Origin of the sequence: Corynebacterium sp. Marseille-P4611 (assembly GCF_916618765.1) — a bacterium.
In the GTDB taxonomy this organism is placed as follows: domain Bacteria; phylum Actinomycetota; class Actinomycetes; order Mycobacteriales; family Mycobacteriaceae; genus Corynebacterium; species Corynebacterium marquesiae.
The window spans coordinates 2489201-2514288 of the sequence record NZ_CAKAKD010000001.1; the positions used below are offsets into that span (position 1 = coordinate 2489201).

Below are 25088 nucleotides of genomic sequence, written 5' to 3' on the forward strand. Positions count from 1 at the left end.
TAGTGTGACACAGAACGCATGCACCTATCCACCATCAGCCAATTCACAGATAGGTTCGGAATTTTGCTCCCACAGCTCATCGCCCTGGATATGGACGGCACCCTACTGGACGGCAACGGCCAGCTTCCACCAGATTTCGCCGCGATCAGCACCCGTGCCCACCAGCTCGGCGTCACCCTAGTACCCGCCTCGGGCCGCCAGCTCGCCACCCTGCAAGAGATGTTTCCGAACGAGGACACCTTCATCGCAGAAAATGGCTCCGTGGTCGTCCATGATCATCGCGTCATCAGCGCCACTACCCTGCCCGGCACAGCCGTGCGCGCCGCCATGGCCGCACTCCGGTCTGTCGAGGCCCCGCATACCGTAGTGCTATGCACACCGGATACCGCCTATGTCCACAAAGGCGCCGATGAACAGGCCCGTGCTGAAATTGCCAAGTACTACAGATCAGTGGAATGGGTAGATGACCTCGATGCGCTACTGGATGCGGACATCATCAAAATCGCCGCTTACTGCGCCGACGGCAGCGAAAAGCACCTACACCAGCCCCTTCTTGCGGCCGTACCGGAACACAATATCGCCATCTCTGGCGCCGTATGGCTCGATGTCATGGCCGCTGGCGTCAATAAGGGCGTAGCACTACAAACCATGGCCGAGCTCCTTTCGGTCCCCATGTCTCGCACCGCCGCCTTTGGCGACTTCCTCAATGACTATGAGCTCCTCCGTGAGGCAGGCACCGCCATCGCAATGGAAAATGCGCACCCAAAGTTGAAGGAAATCGCCGATCGCATTGCCCCACCCAATACCGAATATGGGGTCGTGACAGTTCTGCGTCAGCTTTTTGACAGCGAAGAGTCTTAGACTCGTATTTTCGCCTCCGCCCCGCGCGCAGCACCGTTCCTCCCCGCATGGGGAGAAGTGCTGGTGCGCAGGCTAAAATAGTCCGTTTAGAAAATATACGTAGTGCTTTGGGAGTTTTTGTGAAGCAAATTTTGCGCTCACTGCTGGGGAAGAAGAAACCTGGGCGTTCGAACGAACCACGCACACCGGTCTACCAGCCAGTACAGCCCAAAGCTGGCTCTACCAGTGCGCCCCAGACCCCTAATAAAAAGGATTCTGCGCCCCAGAAATCGGCTAGCACCGAATCCACCACGGGTGCTCAATCCTCCGAGCCGAAGGGCAAGCCCCAGGATCGCACCGCTAAGGACGGCGAGTCCACGAAGCAAGCTAAGCAGGCTCCTGCGCGCAAAACCACCCCGACGAAGCCTGCACAGGCTTCCGAAGCCAAGCCAGCTGCTCCTAAGCCTAAGGATACGAAGCCTGCCGCCAAGCCCGCAGCTAAGGGCACCACTCGCCCCAGCACCGAAAATCCCCAGGCAAGCAAGGCCACTTCCGCAAAGCCGCAGCAGACTAAGTCCACCTCGAAGTCGCCTGCGGCCAAGGCGCCGAAGGCCAAGCCTGCAGCCCAAGAATCTGCCGCTAAGCCAACCGCCGCACAACAAAGCAAGGCAGAGTCCACTCCCAAAGCAGCTATTAAGAAGCAACAAGACTCGCCTGCTCAGGACAAGAAGCCACAGCGCAAAGCGCACGAACCGGTTCAGCGACCGCGCCGCGGTGCAAGCTTTAGTACTACCCCGTCTAAGTCCTCCCCAAAGACTCCTTCTGCCCGCAGTAATTCCCCGAAGCCTGTCTCTCAACCTTCTCAAAAAGGCACGGTAAAGCCCGCACAGCAGGCTCAACCCACTACCCAAAAGCCGAAGCAGACGCCCAAGCCTTCCTCTTCTTCCAGCGCGAAGAAGGCTTCGCCGCAATCGGCACAGCCGCAGAAATCCCAACCGGCTAAGTCCAAGCCGACCACCGGCCAGCAGCAGGCGCAAAAGCCACGCTCCTCCAAGCAGGTCCCGGCAAACTCGGCAAAGCAGCAACCACAGCCGCAACCAACGCCAAAAAAGAATGCACAGCCGTCGAAGCCCTCGCAACCGTCCAAGGGCCAAGGATCAGCGCGTACTCCCGGCGCTGCAAAGCAGAAGGCTGCCTCACAGGCCTCGGCGCCTAGCGCTCCAACGCCAAAGAAGGGCACCACGGCCCCCAAGCCGAAGGTCGCTGCGCCAAAGACTCCAGCCGATGCATCCCAGCAGAAAGCGGGGCCGGCGCAGAACAAGACTGCCGACAATGGAAACAAGGTAGTCCAGCCGAAATCGCAGCAAGGCACCCCCTCTAAGGACGAAAAGTCCAAGAAACAGGCGAAGAAGCAACAGCCACAGCCGAAGGCAAAGGAAGCGACGCCGCAGAATAAGGCCAAGAAGGCAACAAAGCGCCGCCCGCAGGTTAAGCCCTCCGATATCAGTCGCGGTTTGGCCCGCAAATCACAACAGGTGGGCACTCCTACCCCAGCGCAGCAAAAGCCGTCCCGAGCTACCCCAAAGCCTAAGGCAAAGCAGCAGCCTGAACAGCCCCAGCCGAAGAAGGCCGAGCCTCAAGCCGCTCCAAAGACGGCGCCCGCAAAGCCCGACAAGTCCGCTGCCACAGGCGCTGTAGCAGCTGGAGCGGGTACGGCCGCCGCTGCCGCCGCTGAGAAAAAGCGGGAGAAGGCACAGCCGTCGAAGGAGCAACATCCAGCCCCTGAAAAGCCACAGGCAAAGGCGGCACCGCGCCAGCCACAACAAGCTGCGCAAAAGCCAGCATCACAGAAAGCCTCGATCACGCAGGTAGATACTAAGTCTAAGTATCCGCTACAAAAGCAGGCCAAGGACCCTGAAGCGCTGGCTACGCCGCCAGAGAGCAAGGTAGTTAAGAAGAAGCGCCACGCCCGCCTGCGCCAGGTCAAGGGGCTGGATGGACTGCGCGGCCTCGCAGTTATTGCCGTGGTGCTGTACCACTTCTTCCCTTCCCTGCTTCCCGGTGGTTACTTGGGCGTTGACCTCTTCTTCGTCCTCTCCGGATTCCTCATCACCTCGTTGCTGGTGCGCGAATTCCGTACCTCCGGCACAATCAGCTTGAAGGACTTCTGGGTGCGTCGATTCCGGCGCATCCTCCCAGCAGCTGTATCCGTCCTGGTCATGTGTACCGCTTTGGTGGCGTGGATAGGCGGGGACCTAGCGGTCGGCTTGCGCCAGCAGTTCTTGGGTACTCTATTCTTTGTCAATAACTGGACCCAGATCGCCACCTCCCAGTCCTACTTTGCGGACAATGAGATTCAGGTCTTTGCCCACTATTGGTCGTTGGCCGTGGAGGAGCAGTTCTATGTCTTCTGGCCGCTTCTTATTACCGGCGTTTTCCTGATTTCTCGCCGCAAGCCGCGCCGGCTTCCTATCCTCGTAGCCGCAGTCTTAGCTATCGGTTCCGCCGTGGCCATGGCGCTCATCTACGTGCCGGGTGAAGACCCGACGCGCGTCTACTACGGCACCGATACCCATGCTTTTGGCCTGCTCACAGGCGCCGTGCTGTCTTTGCAGATGACCTCTACCAAGTCCGACCCGCAGGCGGATTCGTGGGCAGCGGCAGGCAAAGCCGAATCGCGCATCGCCGGAATCATCGGCACTGTGGCGCTCATCGGCTACGGTGTCCAGCTATTCCTCATGCCGGATGACGCGGAGATCACCTACCGGGGTGGGCTCTTCCTCACTAGCGTGCTTGGCGTCCTGATGGTGTGGGGCGTGGTTCGCGAATACGGCCCGATGACCCCGCTCTTTAGGACCAAGGTCATGCGCTGGTTTGGCCAGCGATCCTTCTCGCTGTATCTCTGGCACTGGCCGGTCATCATGATGCTCAAGGCGCTTTTCGAGGGCAACCAGAACTCCGATAAATCGTGGATCCTGGGCCTTGTAGCCGTGCCTATTTCGCTGCTCCTGTCCGAGATTTCCTATCAGTTCATTGAGAATCCGTTCCGCCGCGGCGGCTATAAGAAGACATGGAAGACCTACTGGTCCTCCCGCCCAGGATTTAGCGAATTGCGCGATGGCTTTGGCAAGACCATGTGGCCGGTAGTCCCATTCCTAGTCATTGCCTCTGTAGCCGGCGTAGTCTACGGCGTTGTCAATTCCAGCGATAAGACCGAGCTGGAGCAGCAGCTGGAGCAGCTTCAGCAGCAGAACCAGAGCAGCAACAATGCCCCGGCGCAGCCGAATGATGCTGCGCCACAGCCGCCTGCTGAGGACAACGACGATAAGGCTGCCGCGAAGGACAAGAAGACCCGCCCGATGCCGCAGGGCAAAGACATCACCGCTGTCGGCGACTCGGTGATGCTGGCTTCTAGTGGCGCCCTCAAGCAGCGCTTCCCGCAGATTTACGTCGATGCAGATGTATCCCGCCACTACACTGCGGGTATCCAGATTCTGCAGCAGCTTAAAGATTCTGGTCAGCTGCGCGATACCGTCTTCCTCGGGTTTGGTACTAACGGCCCTGCCTTCCCAGACCAGATCAAGGAAGCGCTGGATATCATCGGCGAAGACCACACCGTTGTCATGGCTGTTCCTTATGGTGACCGTGAGTGGATGGCCCAATCCCAACAGGATGTCCTCGACGCAGCCAAGGAATACGACAACGTATATATCGCTGACTGGTGCGGACATGCACAGAGCAACCCGGAGATCCTCTACTCCGATGGTGTTCATCCAATGCCGGAACGCACCGGCGGGTACTCGGATGCCTTCTACGATGCTCTAAAGCAGTACTCGAATGGCGACAAGACTGTGTCCTCTCAGTGCGTGCCGCAGTAAAGCACAGGCCGGCGCGGGGCGGGGCGTCGGAAAGCGCCTAGTTCCTCCCTCCCGCCCTTCGCGCTCACCGGAAGGTGTGCTCCGCTAGCAGCAGCATCCGCTGTGAGCGCGAAGGGCGCTGGTGCGCCTAGGCATAGATAAAGCTCGCCCCCTACATCACGGTAGAGGGCGAGCTTTATTCGTTGGGATTAATCGACGGAGAATTCACCCATCTTGTCCCAACCGGTGCGGCCATCGATGTGAACGTTAATGATGTCCGGGGTTTCCACGAGGTACTTCGGGAATTCCTCGCAGGAGCGCTGGAAGTGCTCGCTCTGGACGTGCTCTACGTCCTTGCCATCTGCGTAGGACTCCAGCAGAAGGAAGCGCTGACGATCTTCCGGATCGCGGAACCACTTGAAGTCGATGCAGCCCGGCTCTGCGTTGCAGGCCTCGGTGTACCAATTGATTTCATCGAGGAAGGTCTCTGCGTATTCGGGCTTAACGTGGAACTGTACGTTGATCAAAATCATGCCCCGATCCTACCGGCACCTTGCAGCCTCGTCATCGCTGCAGATAGAGGCCACGAATGCGGTGGAATCGGGACTAGTGGAATGCAGTTTAGTTGAGGAAGAACTCCGCAACGTAGATGTAGGTTCCGTCATAAGCAGTTGCTACACCAAAGCCGTGTGGGGAACCAGCATTGACCGGTACATCGCGGTTAAACCAGTTCAGACGGTCTTGTGCCTGCTGCTCGGTGAGACGGTGAACAGAACCCTGGCCTTCGTCCTTGTGATTCAGGCCGTGGGCTACCCCGCCCTTGTAGTCAAGCTTGCCGGCGGCACCCTGGTTGGCCCATTCCTGGGCGATGGCGGCCGCGTGGGCGTCCTTGCGGTGCCCAGCCTTCTCGAGGTGGGCGGTGGTGGCGGCCCCCAACTCACCAGCTACCTTGGGCGCGTGGCCCGCTGGTTTGGCCAGGAATTCTGGCAGCGAGACATTGTACTTCTCGGCCAGCTCATAGGCCTGCGGTGGCAAGGTGAGGCGGAAATCCTGCACAGCGGCGAAAGGATCAGAAGAAAGCTGCTGAACCTGCGAAGAAGCCTGCTGAATCTGCGGCGGCAAGGCCGGCTGCGCAGAGGCCACGGTGGATGTACCAGTAATGACAAGAGCGGTGGACAGGGCGGCTACGGTTGCACGGTGAGAAAGCTTCATGCCCTCCACCGTGCCATAGGTGGCCAGCAGTCTGGAAGGAGTTTCCGTGCTGCGCAGGTAATTCGATACAACTTTGTTATGGTCCCTGTGTTCTGGGGGCACTGCGGATGGTGCGACAATATCCTCACGCATTGTGAAGTACTGCGAAAGGTTGTTGACTGTTGCTGGACGTATTGACCGGGTTTGCGATTATTTTCGTAGTCATCGGCGTCGGGTTTGTGCTGGCCCACAGGGGCGTTATTGGCAAGGGCGAGGCGCGCTTGCAATTCAATCGAACGGCCTTTTGGGCGGCCACGCCGGCACTCATTTTCTCCAGTGTGGCTACATCCGATACCTCCGCGTTTGCGTCCCCAGTGGTGGCCGTCATTGCCGCCGCGTCCGTCGCCACCATGGCAGTGTACTGGCTGTGCAGCCGGCTACTCTTTCCACGCAGCGGCGCCGAAACCATGGCGGGTGCCGCGGCGGCGAGCTACTACAACTCGGTCAATATTGGCCTGCCCATTGCCACCTATGTCATTGGTGATGCCACCTACGTTATCCCGGCATTGGTTCTCCAGATGGCGGTGCTCTCCCCGTTTATCATCGCGGGACTCAATGCACAGGGTACGAGCCTACGATCGATATGGAACTCCGTGGTCTCGGGGGTTACCGCGCCGGTGGTGTTGGCTGCGGTGGCGGGATTTATTGTCTCCGCGGCGCAGTGGCAGGTACCGGATGTGGTGATGAAGCCGCTAGAGATATTGGGTGGCGCTTCCATTCCTATGATCCTGATGAGCTTTGGTGCCTCGTTAAAGGGCGACGGGCTATTGGAAGAAGACCGTCTGCCCACCATTTCCGCGACGGTGTTGAAGTTGGTGGGCATGCCCGCTTTTGCGCTGGCCGTGGGTACAGCGCTGGGCCTTAATGGCGCGGAGTTATATGCGGCATTGATTCTGGCAGCCTTGCCTACGGCGCAGAATGTGTATAACTATGCCGCCACCTATGAAGTAGGAGAAACCGTGGCACGCGATACGGTCTTTCTCACTACCTTCCTCTCACTGCCTGCAATGCTGGCCATCGCAGCCTTATTTGGCTAAACACCTAGTAGATGCCGACGTCGAGCGCGGCAAATTGGCGTTGCAGCTCATCGGGGTCAATGGCTCCCGCCACGTCTGGACCAGCGATGGCGGCAAAGCCGTCGAGCACCGATGCACCGTAGTTATGACCGTGCCCATCGGGTACGTCCTTTGCGCCGGGCAGATCGGCGGCTACTTGGAGGGAAGAGATGAGGGGCATCCACTGCATTACGCGCTCGGCAGAATACGGTGTCCGCTCGCGCATCCAATCCGGCTCCTTAAAGGCCATCTGTGGCGACCACCAGGCCACCGGGTCCGAGGGATGTTGGATATAGAGCATGCGGGTGCGTCCCCACTCCTCTTCTGGCACCGTGCCCCATTGGCGCACCTGCGCGTCATCGTTGGCAAAGCGCACGACGAGGCCGCCGGCGTATTCGGGAGTTATCTCAGAAGAGCCAGGGTCGCGGCGCTCCACAAACTGGGTGCGCAGGCGATTAAAGTGCGGCGGCCCCGTCAATAGGATGCCGTCGACGGAATTGGCGATATCGCGCACCCCGGAAAAGGCCGCCTCAATGCCCGTGGTGCCCAAGGATTCGCCGTAGAGGTAGAGCTTCGGGCGTTTATCCTCCGGCAGCCCGTTCCACCAGTCCACGATAGGGTTGATGAACTCCTGCCCGGCGCGTTCTACCTGACCACCGCCGGACAGGAAATGCAGGGCTGAGGGCATGGCAGAGTATTGGGCGGCCGCGATGGCGGTGTCCCCGCCGTAGAGCAGCTCGAAGGCTTGGGCGGAATAGGAAGACACCCACCCGGTTCCGGTAGTCATAATAAGCAGCAGCGCCTTGCGGTCTTGGGCGTGGGTGCGCTCGAGTTCATCGATAAGCAGCTGCGCTCGCTCCTCATTGGAGGCGCGATTGCCCAGGCCGGCATAGGCGCGAATGGGTTCTTTAGCGGGCTTTCCGGTAACCTCTTCCAATTCCGCGCGGTGCGCACCGGAGGAGAGGAAACGCGAGCCCTGCAGCCCTACCCCATTCCAGTCCACGCGGGAGTCTGGGGATCCACTGCGCTCAGCAGACGTGGGACGCTGCGTTGCAGGATCGGGCTCGGCATTTTGGGCGGTAAAGATTCTTTCCCCCACGCCCACAATGGCGCCGGGGATGAGGTTTTCCACGGTATACGTGCCCACCAGTGCCACGATGAGTACCGCACCCGCAACGCGGTAGGCGGCGCGGAAGCGCTGGGGAAAGTGGCTGGAAAGCCAGCGCACGCAAAAGCGCAGCAGGCGCAGGAGGAAAAGAAAGGCGGTAAATACCGCCAGTGCCAGCGGAACCACCAGCACATAGCTCGCAATGGTGGGCGCCGGTGCGGACAGGGCGTCTGCGAGTTGGCGTTGCCACCGCACGGCAAAGACCGCAAAGCCTATCATCCAGACCACAAAAGCGGCGGTGGCGATGCGGGAGGCTAGGCGGTAGCGCCGAGCTGGCCACGTGGCGGCATCGAGCCAGGCATGCCGAGGCGCCACATAGCGCACCACCAGCCGGTACCACACGAGCTTGAGGGCGATGCCCAGCGTATAGCCGAGTCCTGCGGCGATGCCGGAGACGAGCCCTTGGTAGAGCCAATCGCGCGGCAGAATGGATGGGGTAAGCCCCAGGGTAAAAAGCGCTGCGGCGCCGATAATGCCCCACAGGTCGAGGTAGCTGACAATATCGGCGATGCGGGCTTCTACCCTTCGAGCTTCTCCCCCAACTCCAGCCATTCCATCTCCAATTCCTCGTAGGCGCTGCGGTTTTCCTTTAAGTCTCCGTCCAATTCGGTCAAGGCCTGGGTATCAACCTTTTCCGCGGCGGTCGCCATTTTCTCATTAATCTGCGCGGCCGCCTTTTCCAGCTTGTGCATCTTGCGCTCGAGGGCGTTCATCTTCTTGGTGATTTCGCGCTCTTGCTGGGACGAGAGCTTCTTTTCTGGCTTCGGTGCAGCGTTGTCTGCCTTCTTTTCTCCCAGGTTGAGCACACCGGAACTCTGCTGGGCCTCAAGTGCGGCGCGCTTGCGCAGGTACTCGTCGATGCCACCGGGAAGGTTGGTGAGCTTGCCATCGCCAAAGAGCGCGTAGGTGTTATCCGCGATGCGCTCAATGAGGTAGCGATCGTGCGAAATGACCACCATGGTGCCAGGCCAGGAGTCCAGGAGGGACTCCAGTTCCTGCAGGGTATCGATATCGAGATCGTTGGTGGGCTCGTCCAGCAACAACACATTGGGCTCGGCCATCAGTACGCGGGTCAGCTGCAAGCGGCGGCGCTCGCCACCAGAGAGGTCACCTACCGGAGTGCGTTGACGCTTGGCGGAAAATCCCAGGCGCTCGGCCAGCTGGGAGGCGGAAAGCTCCTTTTTGCCAAGCTGAACGTAGGTGGCGACGTCCTCGACGGCGTCGATAAGCCGGCGCTCCGGATCCAAGTCATCGAGTTCCTGGCGCAGCCAACCGAGGCGCACGGTTTGACCCTCGATGCGCTTGCCTGCCGCCAGCTCGTACTCGCCGGCCAAGGTGCGCAGCAGGGTGGTTTTGCCAGAGCCATTAACGCCCACCAAACCAATGCGTTCGCCGGGGGCTAGGCGCCAGGTGAGGTGGTCCACCAAGGTGCGACCGTCCGGGGACTGCACGGTGGCATCCTCTAGCTCGATAACCACGCGGCCTTGGCGCTGCTTGGAAAAGGCCATGAGCTCGACCTTATTGCGTGGCTCCGGCACGTCAGCGATCAGCGCCTCAGCGGCCTCGATACGGTAGCGCGGCTTGGAGGTACGCGCCGGTGCGCCGCGGCGCAGCCAGGCCAGCTCCTTGCGGGCGAGGTTCTTGCGGCGCTGCTCCATGGCGTCGGCCTGGCGGGCACGCTCGGCGCGGGCAAAGGTCCAATCGTTGTATCCACCCTCGTAGGTATCGACCACGCCATCGTGTACCTCCCAGGTCCACGTGGCCACGGTATCGAGGAACCAGCGATCGTGAGTAACCACGACCACGGCCAGGTTGCGCTTGAGCAGGTGGTCCGCGAGCCACTGCACGCCTTCCACGTCGAGGTGGTTGGTCGGCTCATCGAGCACCACGAGGTCCAAATCCTGCACTAGCGCGGCGGCCAGGTTCACGCGGCGGCGCTCGCCACCGGAGAGCGAACCCACCGGAGTATCGAGCCCAAGATCTACAATGCCCAGCCCGCCCAAGACATCGCGCACCTTGGCATTGGAGGCCCACTCATAGGTCTCCAATTCCAGCGGCTCAATAATCACTTGCGCGATGGTCAGCTCATCGGGCAAGTCAAAGCGCTGGGTAACCACAGCCATGCGCAAATCAGAGGTATGGGATACGCGGCCGGCGTCGGGCGGCTCGATGCCGGTGAGCACCTCCAGCAGGGTGGTTTTGCCACCGCCATTAACGCCGACGATGCCGATGCGATCGCCGCTTTGCACACCTAGGGATACCCCGTCTAGGAGGGTTTTTAATCCATAAGTTTTGCTGACTTGCTCGAGGTTAATCAGGTTTGCCATAACGAGTGTCCATCTTAATACCTCCGCGCACATACCCCCGCATTTCTTCAAGCTATTGCTATTGATTTTCACGTCCAATAGTGTGCGTGTGTATGAAGCATTACACACTTTCCCTCTGCGCGGTGCTCTCTGCCGCGGCAGTAGCCATCGCCTCTTGTTCCGCCCCTACCGAAGAGGAAAAGGATTCCCTGCACTCCCACGAGCACTCGCACAGCGAGGAGGACCACGCCCACGAACACGACCATGAGCATGACCACGCCGGGCACTCACACGAAGGCTTCGAAGCCGAAGAGGGACAGACCGAGGTAGCCCAGCTGCCCACCCGTATCGTTATCTCCCATGCAGACGGCTTGAGCGCTTATGACGCCAAAACGGGCAAAGTAATCGGCGAGGACAAGATGAATGCCTTCCTTCGTCTCAACGATGCCGGCGATAATCGCCACGTCATGGTCACTAAGGGCGATAGCTTCCTCACCTACGACACAGGCCGCATTACCAAGGGCCACGGCGATCACAACCACTACTACACCGCAGAGCCCTCGCTTGGCGACGCCCCTATCAAGGCCCCGCACGCCGGCCACGTGGTCCACCACGATGGCTTTACCGCACTGTTTTCAGATGGCGATGGCGTAGCACGGATTTACAAGACCGAAGACATTGGCAAAGACGATGCCCAGCCGGTCAATACCGTAGATACGGGGGCTGCACACCACGGCGTGGCCGTACCACTGAAGGATGGCTCGGTAGTTATCACCAAGGGAACCGAGGACGAGCGCCACACCATCCAGCATCTGGATAAGGAGGGCAAGGTCCTTACTGAAACCACCAAGTGCCCTGGCGTGCACGGCGAGGCCACCGCTGGAAACGGCAATATCTTCTTCGGTTGCGAGGACGGCCCTGTAGTCTTCGATGGCACAAAGTTCCACAAGGTGGACGCCTCCGCCTATGCCGGAGCAGGCGGATACCAGCGCTCCGGCAATGCTGCCGGTTCGGAGGAATCCGATGTCATTCTGGCCGATAATAAGACCAACAAGGATGCAGAGCTCGAACGCCCCACCTCCGTGGCCCTGGTGGATACCAAAGACTTTTCCGCCAAGAAGGTTGATCTCGATGCTTCCTATTGGTTCCGCTCTCTGGCCCGCGGCCCGCTGGGCGAGGCGCTGGTGCTCACCACCGACGGCAAGCTCAACATCATCGACCCAGATTCCGGCGAAATCACTTCGCAGATCGATGCCATTTCCAGGTGGAAAGAAAATAAGGAGTGGCAGCAGCCGGGGCCCATCCTGCAGGCTGCCGATGGCTACGCCTTTATTACCGACGCCCAGAAGAAGCAGCTCGTGGTCATCGACCTCCTCCAAGAAAAGGAAGTTAACCGCTTCGACCTCGACATCGAGCCCACCGAGATGACGGTGCTCTAGCTACAGCACCACAGCACCGCTAGCGGGTCCATGGGTAGCCACACCCTTGGTGCCGGGAATTTCCACCGTCACTTGGGAGACCACTTCCCTAGCTTCTTCTGCCCCAGCACAGAGGAAGGCACAGGTCGGACCGCTGCCGGAGACGATGCCCGCAAGTGCCCCAGCGGCCACACCCGCCTCCAGTGTCTTGCGCAGGTCCGGGCGCAGGGAAAGCGCCGCCGGCTGCAGGTCATTGTGCAAGTGCTGTGCCACCCGGTGCGGGTCGCCCGAGATAAGCGCCTGCGATACTGCCGCAGTATCCATGTGCGGCGCGCCGCCGCGACCCTTTTCTCGCATTTCATCCAGCTTGTGAAAGACCTGCGGGGTAGATAGCCCGCGGTCCGAAGCGATGAGCGCCCAGTGGTAGGTACCGCGCGCCATCATCGGGGTAAGCTGCTCGCCGCGCCCTGTACCGAGCGCGGTGCCACCCAACAGGGTAAAGGGAACATCCGAGCCCAGCGCCGCGCCTAGCGCGTCCAAGATCGGCTCACCCACCGAGTCGATGTTGTAGTAGCCGCCATAGCAGCGCTCGGCTAAGCGCAGCGCGGCGGCCGCATCAGCAGAGCCGCCCGCCATGCCTCCGGCGGTAGGGATGGCTTTGTGAATTTCCAGCGCTACCTCCGGCAGCGCCTTCGGTCCATGGGTGGTGTATAGGTACTGCATGATGCGGTTGACCGCGGTCCACGCCAAGTTTGTGTAGTCCTCCGGCACCCCCTGTGCATGAGGGCCCGTGACCTTTAATCCTTGAATGCGCGGCTTATCCACCTCGGGATTACCCAAGTCCGTGAGTGTCACGGTGTCATGCAGCTCCAGAGACTGAAAGACGCTGGCGAGCTCATGGAACCCATCCTCGCGCGGTTCCTCCACGCCGAGGTGGATATTGACCTTGGAATGAGCGCGCGCGGTATAGACGAATGGATCGCTATCTAGTGGTGCACTCATTTAGATTCCTGCCAATCGTACGAAGTCCTCCACGGCGAGCTTTTCACCGCGCTGCTTCGGATCGATATCCGCCGCTCGCAGGGCTTCCTCGGCGGCGGCACCCGAACCAAAGTGGCCGGACAATGCCGCGCGCAGGGTCTTGCGGCGTTGGGCAAAGGCGGCGTCGATAACCGGCCAGACCTTAGCCCGCGACTCATCGGTGACCGGCCAAGGAGCATCGTCAAAGACGTCGATGCGCACCAGCCCAGACTCAATATTGGGCGCGGGCCAAAAGACGTTCTTGCCAATCGTGCCAGCCTTGGAGACCTTGCCATAAAAGCCCGCCTTGACCGAGGGTACGCCATAAACCTTGCTGCCCGGCTGGGCCGCGAGACGGTCCGCCACCTCTAGCTGGACCATCACCAGCACGCGGCGAATGGAGGGAAATGTCTCCAGCAAGTGCAGCAGGACCGGTACAGCGACGTTATACGGCAGGTTGGCCACGAGGGCAGTCGGCTCTGTGACGTCAGAACCCGTCACGCGCAACGCGTCCTTTTCCACCACGCGCAGGCGGTGTGCATACTCAGAGGCACGCTCGTCCACGGTATCGGGCAGCTGGGCGGCCAAACGGGAATCGATTTCCACCGCGGTGACCTCCCCCACGGCCTCAACCAAGCCAAGGGTCAGCGATCCCAAGCCGGGGCCTACCTCGAGGACGCGATCTGTGGGATCCAGCTCCGCCGCGGCGACGATGCGCCGGATGGTATTCGGGTCATGCAGAAAGTTCTGCCCCAGCTTCTTCGTGGGCACGATGTCGAGCTTCTCCGCGAGGGCGCGGATCTCTACAGGACCCAAAAGCGCGGCGCCGGTGGAATTAGTCATGCCTTCTAACTTAGTAGAAGAGACAAAAAGGCCGCACACCACAGTGGGCGTGCGGCCAAGAAGCGCTGCGGTTTAACGCAGGCCCAGCTTGGAAGTACATGCCGGCCATGCGCCCCAGCCCTGCGCTGCCTGCACCTTTTCTGCCACGGCAATCTGCTGCTCGCGGGAAGCCTGCCATGCCTCCGGCGCGTACTCAGTGCCGCCGAATGCTGCCCAGGTCGATGGGGTGAACTGCAGGCCACCGGAGAAGCCATTGCCGGTATTAATGGCCCAGTTACCGGTGGCCTCACACTGTGCAATGGAATCCCAGACGGAGCCATCGGCCACCGCCGGCGCAGCAGCACCGGAGTTGCCGCCCTCCTCCGGCTTTTCTTCCTCAGCCTTCTTGGTGCCGCGGGCGATGGTGGCAGCCTTAGGCTCGACGGTCACCTTTTCCTTGATGACGTCATTGGATTCCTTAGCGCCGTCCTTCATTACCAGCTTGTGGGTAATGACGCGCTTGCCCTTAACGCCTTCCTCGCGGACCTCTTCGGTGCCCTCTTCCAGCTCCGGGTCATCAACGTAATTAGGCTCGGCGTCAAACTCTTCTTCCGAGTCATAAACGGTGGTAGATACCTGGTCCACCTTGATGGACATGCCCTCGGTAACCTTGGTCTCCTTGGACGGGAAGACGCGGTCATCGTCATCAACGTCGATATTGCGGGCTTTGAGAACGTCCTCAACGGTCTTAGCGGCAATCTTGGTGTAGGTTACCTTGCCGCCATCATTAATCTTGACGATCTTCGGGGACACAACCTCAAGGTCCATGCCCTCTTCCAGCTGGGCGTCCTCGTCCACGTCAGCATCACCGGACTTCACAGAAGCACCCTTGACCACGCCGCTGAGGTTACCCAGCAGGTCAGAAACGGTGAGGTCGGTGGTGGACAGCTGCTGCTGCACGCCATCGATGGTCACGGCTACTGGCTTTGCGGTGCGCACAGAGATCTCATCGCCATCACCCACGGACTCGGACGGGGCTGGGGAGACGATGTCCTCCTCGCCCACCTGCACGCCGGCTGCCTCCAGCGCGCCGTCGACATCCTTGGCAAAGGTAGCCAACTCCACCTTGTCGCCGTTGATGTCCACGGTGACATCTTTTTGTGCCGCAACGGCTACCACGCCGCCGACGGCTAGGGTGCCCAATACACCACCCGTTGCCAGACGCAGTGGCAGCGAGCGGGAGTTATTGATGCGCTTGATCTGATGAGGTGACATGCTGAATGAATCTCCGATAGTGCAGGTTTCAACAATTACAAGAGTTTAGGCCAGCAAAGTTGTCCACGCAGGCGTTTGCTTTACTGAGAGCCGCTGCTGCCGCACCAATGGTGGCGCTGCAGGATCCTAAAACCTAAACGAACGATTAATAACAATACGATAACAGCCCCACAAAGTCGAGGACTAATCCACCACACGCCTCACTGGACACACAACCGCCACACCAAACACCCCCGCCACCTCTGACCAGCGGGTTTTATTTTTGTGAAAACCGTCACCTAGGCGTTAGCGCAGGCCGTAGACACGATCAAAAGTGTCATTTACCTCCGCCGCTAGCGTTTGCACCGTCTGGTGGCGCACGCGAGCGATGCATTCATATGTGTGCCCGATAAGAGCCGGTTCATTGCGCTGGCCCCGGTAGGGCTCTGGCGTCATATATGGCGCATCGGTCTCCACCAATAACTGGCCGGCCGGCGCCTTCGCCGCCGCCTGCCGCAGCTCGGCATTGCGCTTGAAGGTGACGTTACCGGCAAAGGACAATACGTAGCCGCGTTCCAAGGCTTCCTCTGCCACTTTCAACGGCGAGGAAAAGCAGTGCAGCATAACGGTGTCGGGCGCGGGGGCGTCGGCAAGAATGCGCAGCAGGTTCGCATCCGCCTCGCGGTTGTGAATCATCAGAGTCTTGCCATGGCGCACCGCCAGGTCAATATGCCAGCGCAGGGATTCCTCCTGCTGGGCCATGGTCGCGGTGGTCTCCGGCTCGTGCTGCACCCAGTAGGCATCGAGGCCGGTCTCTCCCACTGCTACGCAGCGCGGATCCGCCACCATCTCCTCCAGTGCCACCTTGGTAGGTGCATCCAACTCGTTGGCGCGCACTGGGTGGATGGCACAGGCGGCATAAACATTTGGAAAGGAATGCGCAGTAGCCAGCGCCGCTGCCGATTCACGGCGGTCATCGCCCACCGTCACCATGCGGCTAATACCGGCGGTGCGCGCGCGATTGACCAGCACCTCATCGGTGTCCTTGTGAGAAAACAGATGCGTGTGCGCATCGATGAGGCCGCTTAGGCCCGGTGCCGGAACGGGAGTGGGACGTCGCTTCTTTTTAGCCATGTAGGCAATTGTAATATTGGCTGCCATGTTGATCAGACCCGCTGGCCTTGCGGATGTGCCCGCCATGACCGAGACCCTCAACTGGGCCATCGAGCACACCGATGTTTTTCCGCGCTACCCCGGCTAACATCGCAGAGCGCGAGGCCTACCTGCGCCGCATCTGGGAAGAGGGCTGCCCGTGCTTCATCGCGAAGTCCGATTCTGGCACCTACCTGGGGTGGGCGCTCTACCATCCTTACCGCGATCCGCAGGTGTGGACGGGCTGTTATGAGACCACCATCTATCTCTCCCCTGCCGCTCAGGGCCAAGGCGTGGGAACCGCGTTGCTTGGCGCCTTGGTAGATGCGGCCCGCGCCGATACAAAGGTTCATTCCCTGCTCGCTCTCATCGTCTCCACCAATGCGGCATCGCTAAAGTTGCATGAAAAGTTCGGGTTTGAAAACGTGGGTACTCTTAAAGAGGTTTGCTACAAGTTCGATCACTGGTTGAGCCTCACCCACCTACAACTTCTGGTGTAAAGGAATTTCTATGCATATCCGTCCTGCTGAGCTTGCCGACGCCCCCGCACTCACCGCTATCTACAACGTCGGCTCCGCAGCGAAACCCGCCGCTAACCTGGTCACGTGGCAAGAAGATGTCTCCGACCGCGAAGAGTGGCTCAAGGAGATGTTTAAGGCCGGCTCCCCGGTCTTCGTAGCCGTGCACGATGATGAAGTCATTGGCTGGGCGGCCTACTTCCAGTTCGTCACCCCCGCCATCTATTACGGCACCGTGGAAGATTCCGTCTACATTGCGCCCTCCGCTCAGGGTAAGGGCGTGGGCTCCGAGCTTCTCGACGCCCTTATGGACGTCGCCGCCGACGACGCCTACGTGCAGACGATGATCACTTATATCGTCGATACCAACGAGAGTTCTATCGCCCTGCACAAGAAGTTCGGCTTCACCGAGACCGGCCGCATGCCGAATATCCATACCAAAGATGGCGTCCGCCTCGGCTTGGTGCACCTCCAGCGCGATTTCGAGCGCTAAACCTGCAACCACCCTTCCCGGCAAGGATTCGGGTATTTCGTACTCTTTCTTTCTAGTCCGGAATACAGAAACGGCCGCGTTATGCCCTTTTCTCCGCCGAAAAGGGAACCATAACGCGGCCGTTTTATGGGCTACTACTTGTTAACAGGCGCCCACTCTGGGCCGGTCTCGCCCAACTCTGGATCAAGCTTAGAAATGAGCGGCTTCGGCTTGGCCAAGGCGGTGCCCGGTTCTACCTGGATGCGCTCCCACTTTGCCTGCTGCTGGGTGTAGTCGCCCATGATAACCGGATACTCGTGGCCCTCTGGCGGCAAGCCAGCACCAACGAGCTCTACGGGGATATCATCCTTGACATCGTGGACCTCTGGCTGGGCTGCCCACTCGCCGCTACGGCCCAAGGTTTCATGGACCTTCTGCGCGGTAAACGGCAGGTACGGCGTGAGCATGACATTGCAGTCAGAAACCACCTGGAGAGCAGTCCACAGCACGGTAGCTAGGCGCTCGCGCTGGGCCTCATCCTTGGCCAACTTCCATGGCTCTTGGTCTGCAATATAAGCGTTGGCTTCGCCGACGACGTGCATGATAGCGGTAATCGCCTGCTTGAACTTGGACTGCTCCAACAAAGCACCGGCGGTCTCGAAGGTCTCTTCCGCCAGCTGCAAGATCTCCTTATCCTTTTCTTCCAGCGCTGCTGGTGCTGGAACCTCACCGAAGTTCTTAAACGCCATAGAAACAGTGCGGTTGACCAGGTTGCCCCAGCCATTGGCCAGCTCATTATTGATACGGCGCACGAACTCATCCCAGGTGAAGTCCGTGTCATTGTTTTCCGGACCGGCCACGGCAATGAAGTAGCGCAGGGCATCTGGGCCAAACTCCGCCAAGAAATCCTTGACATAGATGACAACGCCCTTGGACGAGGAGAACTTGGAACCAGACATGGTCAAGTACTCAGAGGAGACAATCTCCGTAGGCAGGTTCAACTCGCCGTACTGGTGGAGTTCACCGCCCTTGTTGCCCTTGCCGGCATAGCCCAAAAGCTCGGCCGGCCAGATCTGGGAGTGGAAGGTGATGTTGTCCTTGCCTTGGAAGTAATAGTGGCGGGACTCCGGGTGCTGCCAGAAGTCTTTCCACGCCTCCGGCTGACCGGTGCGGTATGCCCACTCGATAGAGGAAGACAGGTAACCGATGACCGCATCGAACCACACGTAGAGCTTCTTAGCGTTATTGTCCTGCCAGCCCTCAACGGGGATCGGAATGCCCCAGTCAATATCGCGCGTCATGGTGCGCGGGCGCATATCCTCCAGCAGGTTCAGGGAGAACTTCAAGACGTTCGGGCGCCAGTCCTCACGGGTGGAAAGCCACTTTTGCAGCTCCTCCTTGATGGAGGGCAGATCCAGCAGGAAGTGCTCGGTTTCAATGAACTTTGGGGTCTCGCCGTTGATCTTGGATACGGGGTTGATCAGGTCCACCGGGTCAAGCTGGTTGCCACACTCATCGCACTGGTCACCGCGGGCGCCATCCGCGCCGCAGATGGGGCAAGTGCCCTCAATATAGCGGTCCGGCAGGGTGCGTCCGGTAGACGGCGAAATAGCACCCTGGGTGGTCTCTTTGAGCATGTAGCCGTTGGCATACAGGCCCTTGAAGAGTTCCTGTACCACGGAGTAGTGGTTACGAGTGGTGGTACGGGTAAAAAGATCGTAGGACAGGCCGAGGTCGGCTAGGTCAGTGACGATCTGGCGGTTGTAGCGGTCTGCGAGCTCGCGAACGGACACGCCTTCTTTGTCCGCTTGAACCAATAGCGGAGTGCCGTGCTCGTCCGTACCGGAGACCATGAGTACGTTGCGGCCACGCATTCGCTGAAAACGTGCAAAGACGTCAGAAGGAACACCAAAGCCGGCCACATGACCGATGTGGCGCGGGCCGTTGGCATAGGGCCAGGCAACATTTACTACTACAGACTCAGTCATGGGTTCTACTGTATCGAAGCCGGCTCCTGCCCACACGATTAGGGCAGACATTTACTCCGCAGGTGAACCGCTTTTTCAGGACAAAGCACCCACCGCTTCCCCACTGCTGAGGAAACGATGGGCGCTATGAAAGTAAACCGTGAAGGGCGCGAATTACTTGCGCTTCATCGGGTGCTTGAGACGCTCGTTGCGGCGCTTCTTAAGTACCTGCGTGCGCTGGTACTCGCGGTGCAAGCGGCGCTCGCGGGCCATCTTGCGCTGGAACTGCTGTGCCTCGCGGTACTCGAGGTAAATAATATCCTCGCTCAGAGCCTTGTAGATGGCGAACATCAGGCCTACGAGAATGAACAGGAACGGCAGTGCAGCAACGATGGTGACGTTCTGCAGGTTAGACAGCGCGTCCTCATTAGCCAAGAGCAGGGTCAGGCCTACCAAGGCAGTCAGTGCGCCCCATGCCGCGGATAGCCACGGCTTAGCGGTAGAAGCACCATTTTGGGACATGGAGCCCATCACCGTGGACGCGGAGTCCGCAGAGGTGACGAAGAAGGTAGCCAGAAGAACCGCCGCAACGATGCCTGCAACGAAGCCGCCAGGCATGGACTGCAGCAGATTAAACAGCTCTTCCTCAGCAGACTCGCCGGTAATGGATTCGCCGTTTTGCTCCATGTGGATAGCGGTGCCGCCGAAGATAGCGAACCACAGGGTGGATACGCCGGCTGGAATAAGCAGGACGCCGAGGCAGAACTCACGAACGGAACGGCCACGGGAGATACGTGCCAGGAACATGCCCACGAACGGGGACCAGGAAACCCACCATGCCCAGTAGAAGATGGTGTAGCCGGACAGCCACTCACCAGCGGTGCCGTTTTCGGACTCGGCGGTGCGGCCGATCATCTCGGTGAAGTAGTTGAGGTAGTTACCAATGGAGCCAGGAATCTGGTTGAGGATGGTAACGGTCGGGCCCAAGATGAACACGAAGATCGCCAGCACTGCGGCAAGGACCATATTCGCATTGGAAATGTACTGAATGCCCTTGCCCACACCGGACATCGCGGACAGGAGGAATGCGAGGGTAAGGACCAACACGATGCCGATAACCACGGAATTGGTGGGGTTATCGATGATTCCGGATGCCTTCAAGCCGGCCTGAATCTGCAGGGCACCCAGGCCCAAGGAGCAGGCGGTACCGAAGACGGTGGCGAAGATGGACAGGATATCGATGAACTTGCCCACCGCACCGTTGGCGTTACGCTCGCCGATGAGCGGCACGAAGGCCTGGCTCAATAGCTGCTTGCGGCCAATGCGGAAGGTGGAGTACGCGATGGCCAAGCCAACGATGGCGTACACCGCCCAGGGGTGCAGCGTCCAGTGGAACATGGCATAGGCCATGGACGATCCAACATTGCCAGTGCCCTCGCCCGGGGTGCCGTCACGGTAGTTAGCCAGCGGCTCGGAAGCGCCGTAGAACATCAGGCCAATGCCCATGCCGGCGGCGAACATCATGGCAATCCACGATGGCGTGGAAAATTCCGGCTCCTCATTAATGCGGCCCAACTTGATGGAGCCGAACTTGGAGGCGGCAATAAAGACAACGAACACCACGAAGACGGTGCCGAAGAGGACATAGGCCCAACCGAAGTTGTCCACGACCCAGGTCAGGGCCGAAGAGGAGAAGTTGGCAAAGTTGTCCGGGGCGGCCAGGCCCCACACAACGATCGCGGCGACCAGAACACCGGCGATGCCGACGATGGACCAATCGATTGGCATATTGTCACGATCGGCCGCGATTTCCACCTCAGGATCGTCATAGCGCTCCGGGTGGAAGCCATCGGAGTGAATCATATCCTGAAGCTGGCCGGTGGCAGATTGTGCGTCCAGCTGTTCGTCTACAGTCTGATAATTCTCAATAGGCTGCCCGCTCGAAGAAGCAGAGGCCGGCTGCGCCTGTGCGCCAACCGGTTCCTTTCCTTCTTCTGGCACGCCTGTGCCCATATTTTCCGAGTTCGTCATGAGCTATACAGTGGTGCGGAACTACTCAATTATCAAACGAAACACGTAGAAACTTCGCTGCTCAACGCCGTTTCCCAGGGATTTTCCACGATAATTTGAAAGGTTTTTACGCTTTATTTGCCCATGTAAATACCGCTTTAAGCTGCCCACACGCCCGAGGACTATAACAATTCAATTACAAATCCCCCGTTAGTGAAGCCGTCTACGCACGCTACGGGGTGTGACGTAATCGAATAAGCGGTGGGGACTAGTCCTTGCGAGCTGCCAAAGCGGCATCATAAAGCTCGCGATTAGAGACCTCGGTGCCTTTGGCTACCTGCTTGCACGCGTCCTTCAGTCGCATCCCCGCGTCCGCTAGCTCGAGCGCCTTGGGCACCAAGTCTGCAGCGGTAGCGGCAGCGGCAGTACCGCCCTCAATCACCACGGTGATCTCTCCCCGAGCACCGTCTACTGCCCACTCGGCTAGCTCGCCCAGATTGCCACGGCGGATTTCCTCATAGGTCTTGGTCAGCTCTCGGCACACCGCGGCCGGGCGGTCGGCGCCGAGAATTTCCGCTGCCTCGGCCAAGGTTTCGGCTACGCGGTGAGGAGATTCGAAGAAGACGATGGCTCGCTTTTCGTTGCGCAGTGACTCCAGCCACGCCTTGCGGGGACCGGGCTTGCGAGGAGGAAAGGCGTCGAAAAGGAAATGCCCCACGCCCAGGCCCGAAAGCGCCAGGGCCGTCGGCACGGCAGAAGGGCCAGGAAAACAGGTCACGGGGATATCCCGCTCGGCTGCCGCGGCCACAAGGGACAGGCCCGGATCCGAAATAATGGGCATGCCGGCATCGGTGACGACGAGGACGGTGCCTGACGCGGCGGCGTCGATAAGCTGCTGGGCTCGGTCCTTTTCATTGTGATCAAAATTGGACACCACCCGCCCGGAAATCTCGATCCCTAAAGCCTGGGCCAGATTGCGCACGCGCCGCGTATCTTCGGCCGCGATAACGTCCGCATGCTGCAAGGCATGCATTAAACGCGCGGAGGCATCTCCTACGTTTCCCAGCGGCGTGGCGGCGAGGATTACCCCGCGTGGTAGTGGATCCAGACCTAAAGCAGACATACTTCTAGCATTCCATACTCTTTAATGCGCGGTTGCGCTACGTTGTCGCCTAGACTCAACCAAGTGACTATTGCTACCGCTGCCCCATCGCGCACCACGCACGACACCGTGGCTCCGCCAGCACCCCGCGCCTATGCGTGGGGCAAGGCTGACTGGATAAGCACTAGCGTCGTCGGCGTCCTTGCGCTCATTACCCGCTTTATCGGACTTACCGCGCCCGTTTCCAAGGGCACGCCCGTCTTTGATGAGAAGCACTACGTTCCCCAAGCCTGGGACATGGTGCGAAGCTGGGATAACCTTTTTATCGGCGGTATCGAAACCAACCCCGGCTATGGTCTAGTAGTACACCCACCGTTGGGTAAGCAGATCGTGGCACTAGCCGAGTGGGTCTTTGGTTATTCCCCTTTGGGCTGGCGTTTTATGACGGCCCTCTTCGGAGCAGCCACCGTGCTCTTGACGATGTCCCTGGCCCGCCGGGTCTCCTTATCCTGGCAGGTAGCAACCCTAGCTGGCCTCATCGCCGTCTTTGATGGCGTGCTCTTGGTCTCCTCCAAGTTCGGCATGCTGGATATATTCCAAGTCTTTTTCGTTGTAGCCGCCGCCTGGGCGCTCGCCCGCGATCATAATCAGATGCGCGAGCGCCTCCACAACGCGTTTGTGAAGGACCGGATGGGCTCTTCCGCCTTCGGCCCGCGCTTTGGATTCCGCTGGTGGCGCCTCCTCGCAGGTGTCTGCCTTGGTCTTTCCCTGGGCGTGAAGTGGTCCGGCCTGTACTTCATCATGTTCTTTGGCCTAATGTCCGTCTTCAGCGACCTTGCCCTGCGCAAGCGCTATGGGGTGCGCCGCTATATCCTCGGTACACTGGTGCGCGATACCCCTGCTGCCCTGGCCTCCCTTGTGCTCGTGCCGGTACTGCTCTACGCTTGGACCTGGCGGGCGTGGTTTTCCTCCGAAACCGCCGTGTACCGCCATGCCAAGGTGGATGGCACCATCGAGGATGGATCGTGGCTGATGCACCTGCCCGATTCTTTGGCCGGCTGGTTCTACTACCATTCCTCTGTCTTGGAATTCCATGCCAGCCTTACCTCCTCCGGCGGCCACCATCACCCGTGGGATTCCAAGCCTTGGGCCTGGCTCGTTGGTGCCCGCCCTATTTTGTACTACTCCTCCACAGACCTGCAGTGCGGTGATGGCAGTAACGAATGCCGCAAGATGCTCTACCTCTTTGGCACCCCGGCCATCTGGTGGCTGGTCATCCCGGCCGTGATGTGGGGACTGTGGTCACTCATTATTCGACGCAACCGTGCCTTCCTTATCCCCTTGGTGGGCTTTGCGGCAGGCTTCTTGCCTTGGCTCGCGGCCTTTGACCGCCAGATGTACTTCTTCTACGCCACCGCTTTTATCCCCTTTGTCATCGTGCTTATTGCGTTAGCCTTAGGACAGCTCATCGGGCATGGCAAGCCTGTGCGGTGGGGATGGCTGAAGAGCTTGGCCGGCGGCCCTGTACGTTGGGGTACCATCGCCGCCGTGTTCTACCTAGCCCTGGTAGTGGCGATGTTCTTCTACTTCTCTCCCATTTTGTACGGCTACAAGATTCCAGATTCCTGGTACCACTCCATGATGTGGCTGCCGAGCTGGACCTAACCGCGCCTGAATGAAGTTTATTGCGGCTGTGCATTGAGGGACTTCCACCACGCGCGCACGAGGTAGCCCTTTTCTGCCGCCCAGGCCCACGCCAGGCTAAGAGTTGCCAGCGCGGTGGCGATGAGGAAATACACCTGCTCAATGGTAACGGTACCCAGCGCTATATCGCGCATTCCAAAGCCGAAGAGGAAGGCAAACATCGTGGCCGATACCGGAAGCAGGCCGGTGACCGCTGCGGGGCGCCAGGCGCTGAAGAATAGGCCGCAGGCCATGCCAAAGCGTACTGCCGCGCCCTCCATCAGCAGGTTGGCTCGCTCCGGATCCGCAGTGGGATCTAGAACTTTTCCTTCCGCGCCTAACGGTACGAGCCCGGAGGCGTGCACGATGAGCACCACTGCCCAGATCGCAAAGATGGCCCCCATAAGCACCATTGCGGCACGCGCAACCGTGAGGTTGGCTTGGCGAGCGCTCGCGGTACGTCGCCATTCCGGCTCCACGCCGGCCAAGATGACATCAGAAAGATCCGTGGGCGGAGCCATGCCGGAATCCACGGGCTCCACAAAGCTCAATGAACGCGATAGCGCGGCCGCCTTGTCACGGAAAGCGCGGCATTCGGCGCAGCTTTCCAGGTGAGTATCAATGACGTCCTGGGACAGATCGGAGTACTCTCCATCCATGTGCGCGGAGATAGCCGCTTGGACCTGGCTATGCGTCAACATTGCTGAGCACCCCGTCCATGCTGGCTCTACCGGAGCCAAAAATTACGATCATCAGCAGGGATAACAGCAATACCAGTGGGTATTCGATTCCACCATCGGCAGCAAATAGCCCGTGGCCCAGGTGCACGAAATACAGGGCACACCCCATGAGCAATGCGAGTGCCCCGGCGACAAAAGTGGTGAGCAGACCAACGACGAGGAATGCACCGCCGGCCATCTCTCCTATGGCGGCGATATAGCCGGAAAGCTGTGGCTGCGGCACCCCCAGGGCGGAAAATTGCCCCACGGTTTCATCCATGCCAGTCATAAACATCTTGTCCACGCCGTGTGCGATAAAGATTAATCCGAGGACCGCTCGAAAAATTAGCAGTGCAGCATCGCGTACGGCAGGTCTATTCATGCTGAACAGATTACCCTGAACCCCTCACCCGATGCGAAGGCAATGGACTACACCCATGCTCCTGGGAAATTCGCCCTTTGGCGGGGGAAGGA

20 protein-coding genes are annotated in these 25088 nt (G+C 59.6%); 7 read left to right on the forward strand and 13 right to left on the reverse strand.

All coding sequences use genetic code 11. From position 1 onward, the window contains the following. The first annotated feature begins 18 nt into the window (after positions 1 to 18). Entirely contained in the window at positions 19 to 861 is an 843-nt protein-coding gene (locus tag LG376_RS11975; RefSeq protein ID WP_225747278.1) for an HAD family hydrolase, read from the forward strand. Positions 862 to 980: 119 nt separating this feature from the next. Next, positions 981 to 4718: an acyltransferase family protein gene (locus LG376_RS11980; RefSeq protein ID WP_225747279.1), complete on the forward strand. Its 3738-nt coding sequence runs from the start codon at positions 981 to 983 to the stop codon at positions 4716 to 4718. Between the two features lie 188 nt (positions 4719 to 4906). Here the strand turns inward: LG376_RS11980 and LG376_RS11985 are convergent, their stop codons facing one another. Both LG376_RS11985 and LG376_RS11990 read right to left on the reverse strand, forming a co-directional pair. Further along, on the reverse strand, positions 4907 to 5230 hold the full coding sequence (locus LG376_RS11985; protein ID WP_225747280.1) for a putative quinol monooxygenase: 324 nt from the start codon (positions 5228 to 5230) through the stop codon (positions 4907 to 4909). An 88-nt stretch (positions 5231 to 5318) separates the two neighbouring features. Then, positions 5319 to 5909, reverse strand: a complete 591-nt coding sequence (locus LG376_RS11990) for a hypothetical protein (RefSeq protein ID WP_225747281.1) — start codon at positions 5907 to 5909, stop codon at positions 5319 to 5321. 161 nt (positions 5910 to 6070) lie between these two features. Between LG376_RS11990 and LG376_RS11995 the strand changes: the two genes are divergently transcribed. Then, positions 6071 to 6985, forward strand: a complete 915-nt coding sequence (locus LG376_RS11995) for an AEC family transporter (RefSeq protein WP_225747282.1) — start codon at positions 6071 to 6073, stop codon at positions 6983 to 6985. 4 nt (positions 6986 to 6989) lie between these two features. On the opposite strand, the gene LG376_RS12000 is transcribed toward LG376_RS11995, so the two are convergent. Then, on the reverse strand, positions 6990 to 8723 hold the full coding sequence (locus LG376_RS12000; RefSeq protein ID WP_225747283.1) for an alpha/beta hydrolase: 1734 nt from the start codon (positions 8721 to 8723) through the stop codon (positions 6990 to 6992). After that, a complete protein-coding gene (locus LG376_RS12005) occupies positions 8690 to 10498 on the reverse strand; it encodes an ABC-F family ATP-binding cassette domain-containing protein (protein ID WP_225747284.1) in 1809 nt (602 codons plus the stop codon). Before LG376_RS12005 ends, LG376_RS12000 begins: the two co-directional genes overlap by 34 nt. A gap of 92 nt (positions 10499 to 10590) precedes the next feature. On the opposite strand from LG376_RS12005, the gene LG376_RS12010 reads away from it, so the two are divergent. Next, positions 10591 to 11916 (forward strand): hypothetical protein, encoded by a 1326-nt coding sequence (locus tag LG376_RS12010; protein ID WP_225747285.1) that lies wholly within the window; start codon positions 10591 to 10593, stop codon positions 11914 to 11916. On the opposite strand, the gene LG376_RS12015 is transcribed toward LG376_RS12010, so the two are convergent. From LG376_RS12015 to LG376_RS12030, 4 genes are all read right to left on the reverse strand, one after another. Then, entirely contained in the window at positions 11917 to 12897 is a 981-nt protein-coding gene (locus tag LG376_RS12015) for a 4-(cytidine 5'-diphospho)-2-C-methyl-D-erythritol kinase (protein WP_198492759.1), read from the reverse strand. Then, positions 12898 to 13758 carry a 16S rRNA (adenine(1518)-N(6)/adenine(1519)-N(6))-dimethyltransferase RsmA gene (rsmA, locus tag LG376_RS12020; RefSeq protein ID WP_198492758.1) on the reverse strand — a complete coding sequence of 287 codons (861 nt, stop codon included), beginning with the start codon at positions 13756 to 13758 and terminating at the stop codon, positions 12898 to 12900. 72 nt (positions 13759 to 13830) lie between these two features. Next, entirely contained in the window at positions 13831 to 15012 is a 1182-nt protein-coding gene (locus LG376_RS12025) for a resuscitation-promoting factor (protein ID WP_225747286.1), read from the reverse strand. Positions 15013 to 15297: 285 nt separating this feature from the next. After that, the gene (locus LG376_RS12030) at positions 15298 to 16125 is read right to left on the reverse strand and encodes a TatD family hydrolase (protein ID WP_225747287.1); all 828 of its coding nucleotides are present in this window, start codon (positions 16123 to 16125) and stop codon (positions 15298 to 15300) included. Positions 16126 to 16226: 101 nt separating this feature from the next. On the opposite strand from LG376_RS12030, the gene LG376_RS12035 reads away from it, so the two are divergent. Beyond that, on the forward strand, positions 16227 to 16643 hold the full coding sequence (locus tag LG376_RS12035) for a GNAT family N-acetyltransferase (protein WP_225747288.1): 417 nt from the start codon (positions 16227 to 16229) through the stop codon (positions 16641 to 16643). Between the two features lie 10 nt (positions 16644 to 16653). After that, positions 16654 to 17154, forward strand: a complete 501-nt coding sequence (locus LG376_RS12040) for a GNAT family N-acetyltransferase (RefSeq protein ID WP_225747289.1) — start codon at positions 16654 to 16656, stop codon at positions 17152 to 17154. Between the two features lie 134 nt (positions 17155 to 17288). Here LG376_RS12040 and metG read toward each other — a convergent pair whose 3' ends face one another. The 3 genes from metG to rsmI form a co-directional block, all read right to left on the reverse strand. Then, complete coding sequence (gene metG / locus LG376_RS12045) at positions 17289 to 19121, reverse strand: methionine--tRNA ligase (RefSeq protein WP_198492753.1); 1833 nt, start codon at positions 19119 to 19121, stop codon at positions 17289 to 17291. Between the two features lie 153 nt (positions 19122 to 19274). Next, a complete protein-coding gene (locus LG376_RS12050) occupies positions 19275 to 21131 on the reverse strand; it encodes a BCCT family transporter (protein ID WP_286688305.1) in 1857 nt (618 codons plus the stop codon). A 247-nt stretch (positions 21132 to 21378) separates the two neighbouring features. Continuing rightward, the gene (gene rsmI, locus LG376_RS12055; protein ID WP_049379061.1) at positions 21379 to 22233 is read right to left on the reverse strand and encodes a 16S rRNA (cytidine(1402)-2'-O)-methyltransferase; all 855 of its coding nucleotides are present in this window, start codon (positions 22231 to 22233) and stop codon (positions 21379 to 21381) included. Between the two features lie 24 nt (positions 22234 to 22257). On the opposite strand from rsmI, the gene LG376_RS12060 reads away from it, so the two are divergent. Next, positions 22258 to 23877 (forward strand): dolichyl-phosphate-mannose--protein mannosyltransferase, encoded by a 1620-nt coding sequence (locus tag LG376_RS12060; RefSeq protein ID WP_225747290.1) that lies wholly within the window; start codon positions 22258 to 22260, stop codon positions 23875 to 23877. Positions 23878 to 23894: 17 nt separating this feature from the next. Here the strand turns inward: LG376_RS12060 and LG376_RS12065 are convergent, their stop codons facing one another. Next, entirely contained in the window at positions 23895 to 24596 is a 702-nt protein-coding gene (locus LG376_RS12065) for a zf-HC2 domain-containing protein (RefSeq protein WP_225747291.1), read from the reverse strand. Continuing rightward, a complete protein-coding gene (locus LG376_RS12070) occupies positions 24583 to 24996 on the reverse strand; it encodes a DoxX family protein (protein ID WP_049379053.1) in 414 nt (137 codons plus the stop codon). The genes LG376_RS12065 and LG376_RS12070 overlap by 14 nt, the downstream gene beginning before the upstream one ends. Between the last annotated feature and the right edge of the window lie 92 nt (positions 24997 to 25088).

Excerpts from the sequence above, each read along its gene's own strand:
- LG376_RS11975 (WP_225747278.1), top strand. The coding sequence starts at position 19 with ATGCACCTATCCACCATCAGCCAATTCACAGATAGGTTCGGAATTTTG.
- LG376_RS11985 (WP_225747280.1), bottom strand. The coding sequence starts at position 5,230 with ATGATTTTGATCAACGTACAGTTCCACGTTAAGCCCGAATACGCAGAG.
- LG376_RS11990 (WP_225747281.1), bottom strand. The coding sequence starts at position 5,909 with ATGAAGCTTTCTCACCGTGCAACCGTAGCCGCCCTGTCCACCGCTCTT.
- LG376_RS12000 (WP_225747283.1), bottom strand. The coding sequence starts at position 8,723 with ATGGCTGGAGTTGGGGGAGAAGCTCGAAGGGTAGAAGCCCGCATCGCC.
- LG376_RS12005 (WP_225747284.1), bottom strand. The coding sequence starts at position 10,498 with ATGGCAAACCTGATTAACCTCGAGCAAGTCAGCAAAACTTATGGATTA.
- LG376_RS12010 (WP_225747285.1), top strand. The coding sequence starts at position 10,591 with ATGAAGCATTACACACTTTCCCTCTGCGCGGTGCTCTCTGCCGCGGCA.
- LG376_RS12015 (WP_198492759.1), bottom strand. The coding sequence starts at position 12,897 with ATGAGTGCACCACTAGATAGCGATCCATTCGTCTATACCGCGCGCGCT.
- rsmA (WP_198492758.1), bottom strand. The coding sequence starts at position 13,758 with ATGACTAATTCCACCGGCGCCGCGCTTTTGGGTCCTGTAGAGATCCGC.
- LG376_RS12025 (WP_225747286.1), bottom strand. The coding sequence starts at position 15,012 with ATGTCACCTCATCAGATCAAGCGCATCAATAACTCCCGCTCGCTGCCA.
- LG376_RS12030 (WP_225747287.1), bottom strand. The coding sequence starts at position 16,125 with ATGGCTAAAAAGAAGCGACGTCCCACTCCCGTTCCGGCACCGGGCCTA.
- LG376_RS12035 (WP_225747288.1), top strand. The coding sequence starts at position 16,227 with ATGTTTTTCCGCGCTACCCCGGCTAACATCGCAGAGCGCGAGGCCTAC.
- LG376_RS12040 (WP_225747289.1), top strand. The coding sequence starts at position 16,654 with ATGCATATCCGTCCTGCTGAGCTTGCCGACGCCCCCGCACTCACCGCT.
- metG (WP_198492753.1), bottom strand. The coding sequence starts at position 19,121 with ATGACTGAGTCTGTAGTAGTAAATGTTGCCTGGCCCTATGCCAACGGC.
- LG376_RS12050 (WP_286688305.1), bottom strand. The coding sequence starts at position 21,131 with ATGACGAACTCGGAAAATATGGGCACAGGCGTGCCAGAAGAAGGAAAG.
- rsmI (WP_049379061.1), bottom strand. The coding sequence starts at position 22,233 with ATGTCTGCTTTAGGTCTGGATCCACTACCACGCGGGGTAATCCTCGCC.
- LG376_RS12060 (WP_225747290.1), top strand. The coding sequence starts at position 22,258 with ATGCGCGGTTGCGCTACGTTGTCGCCTAGACTCAACCAAGTGACTATT.
- LG376_RS12065 (WP_225747291.1), bottom strand. The coding sequence starts at position 24,596 with ATGTTGACGCATAGCCAGGTCCAAGCGGCTATCTCCGCGCACATGGAT.
- LG376_RS12070 (WP_049379053.1), bottom strand. The coding sequence starts at position 24,996 with ATGAATAGACCTGCCGTACGCGATGCTGCACTGCTAATTTTTCGAGCG.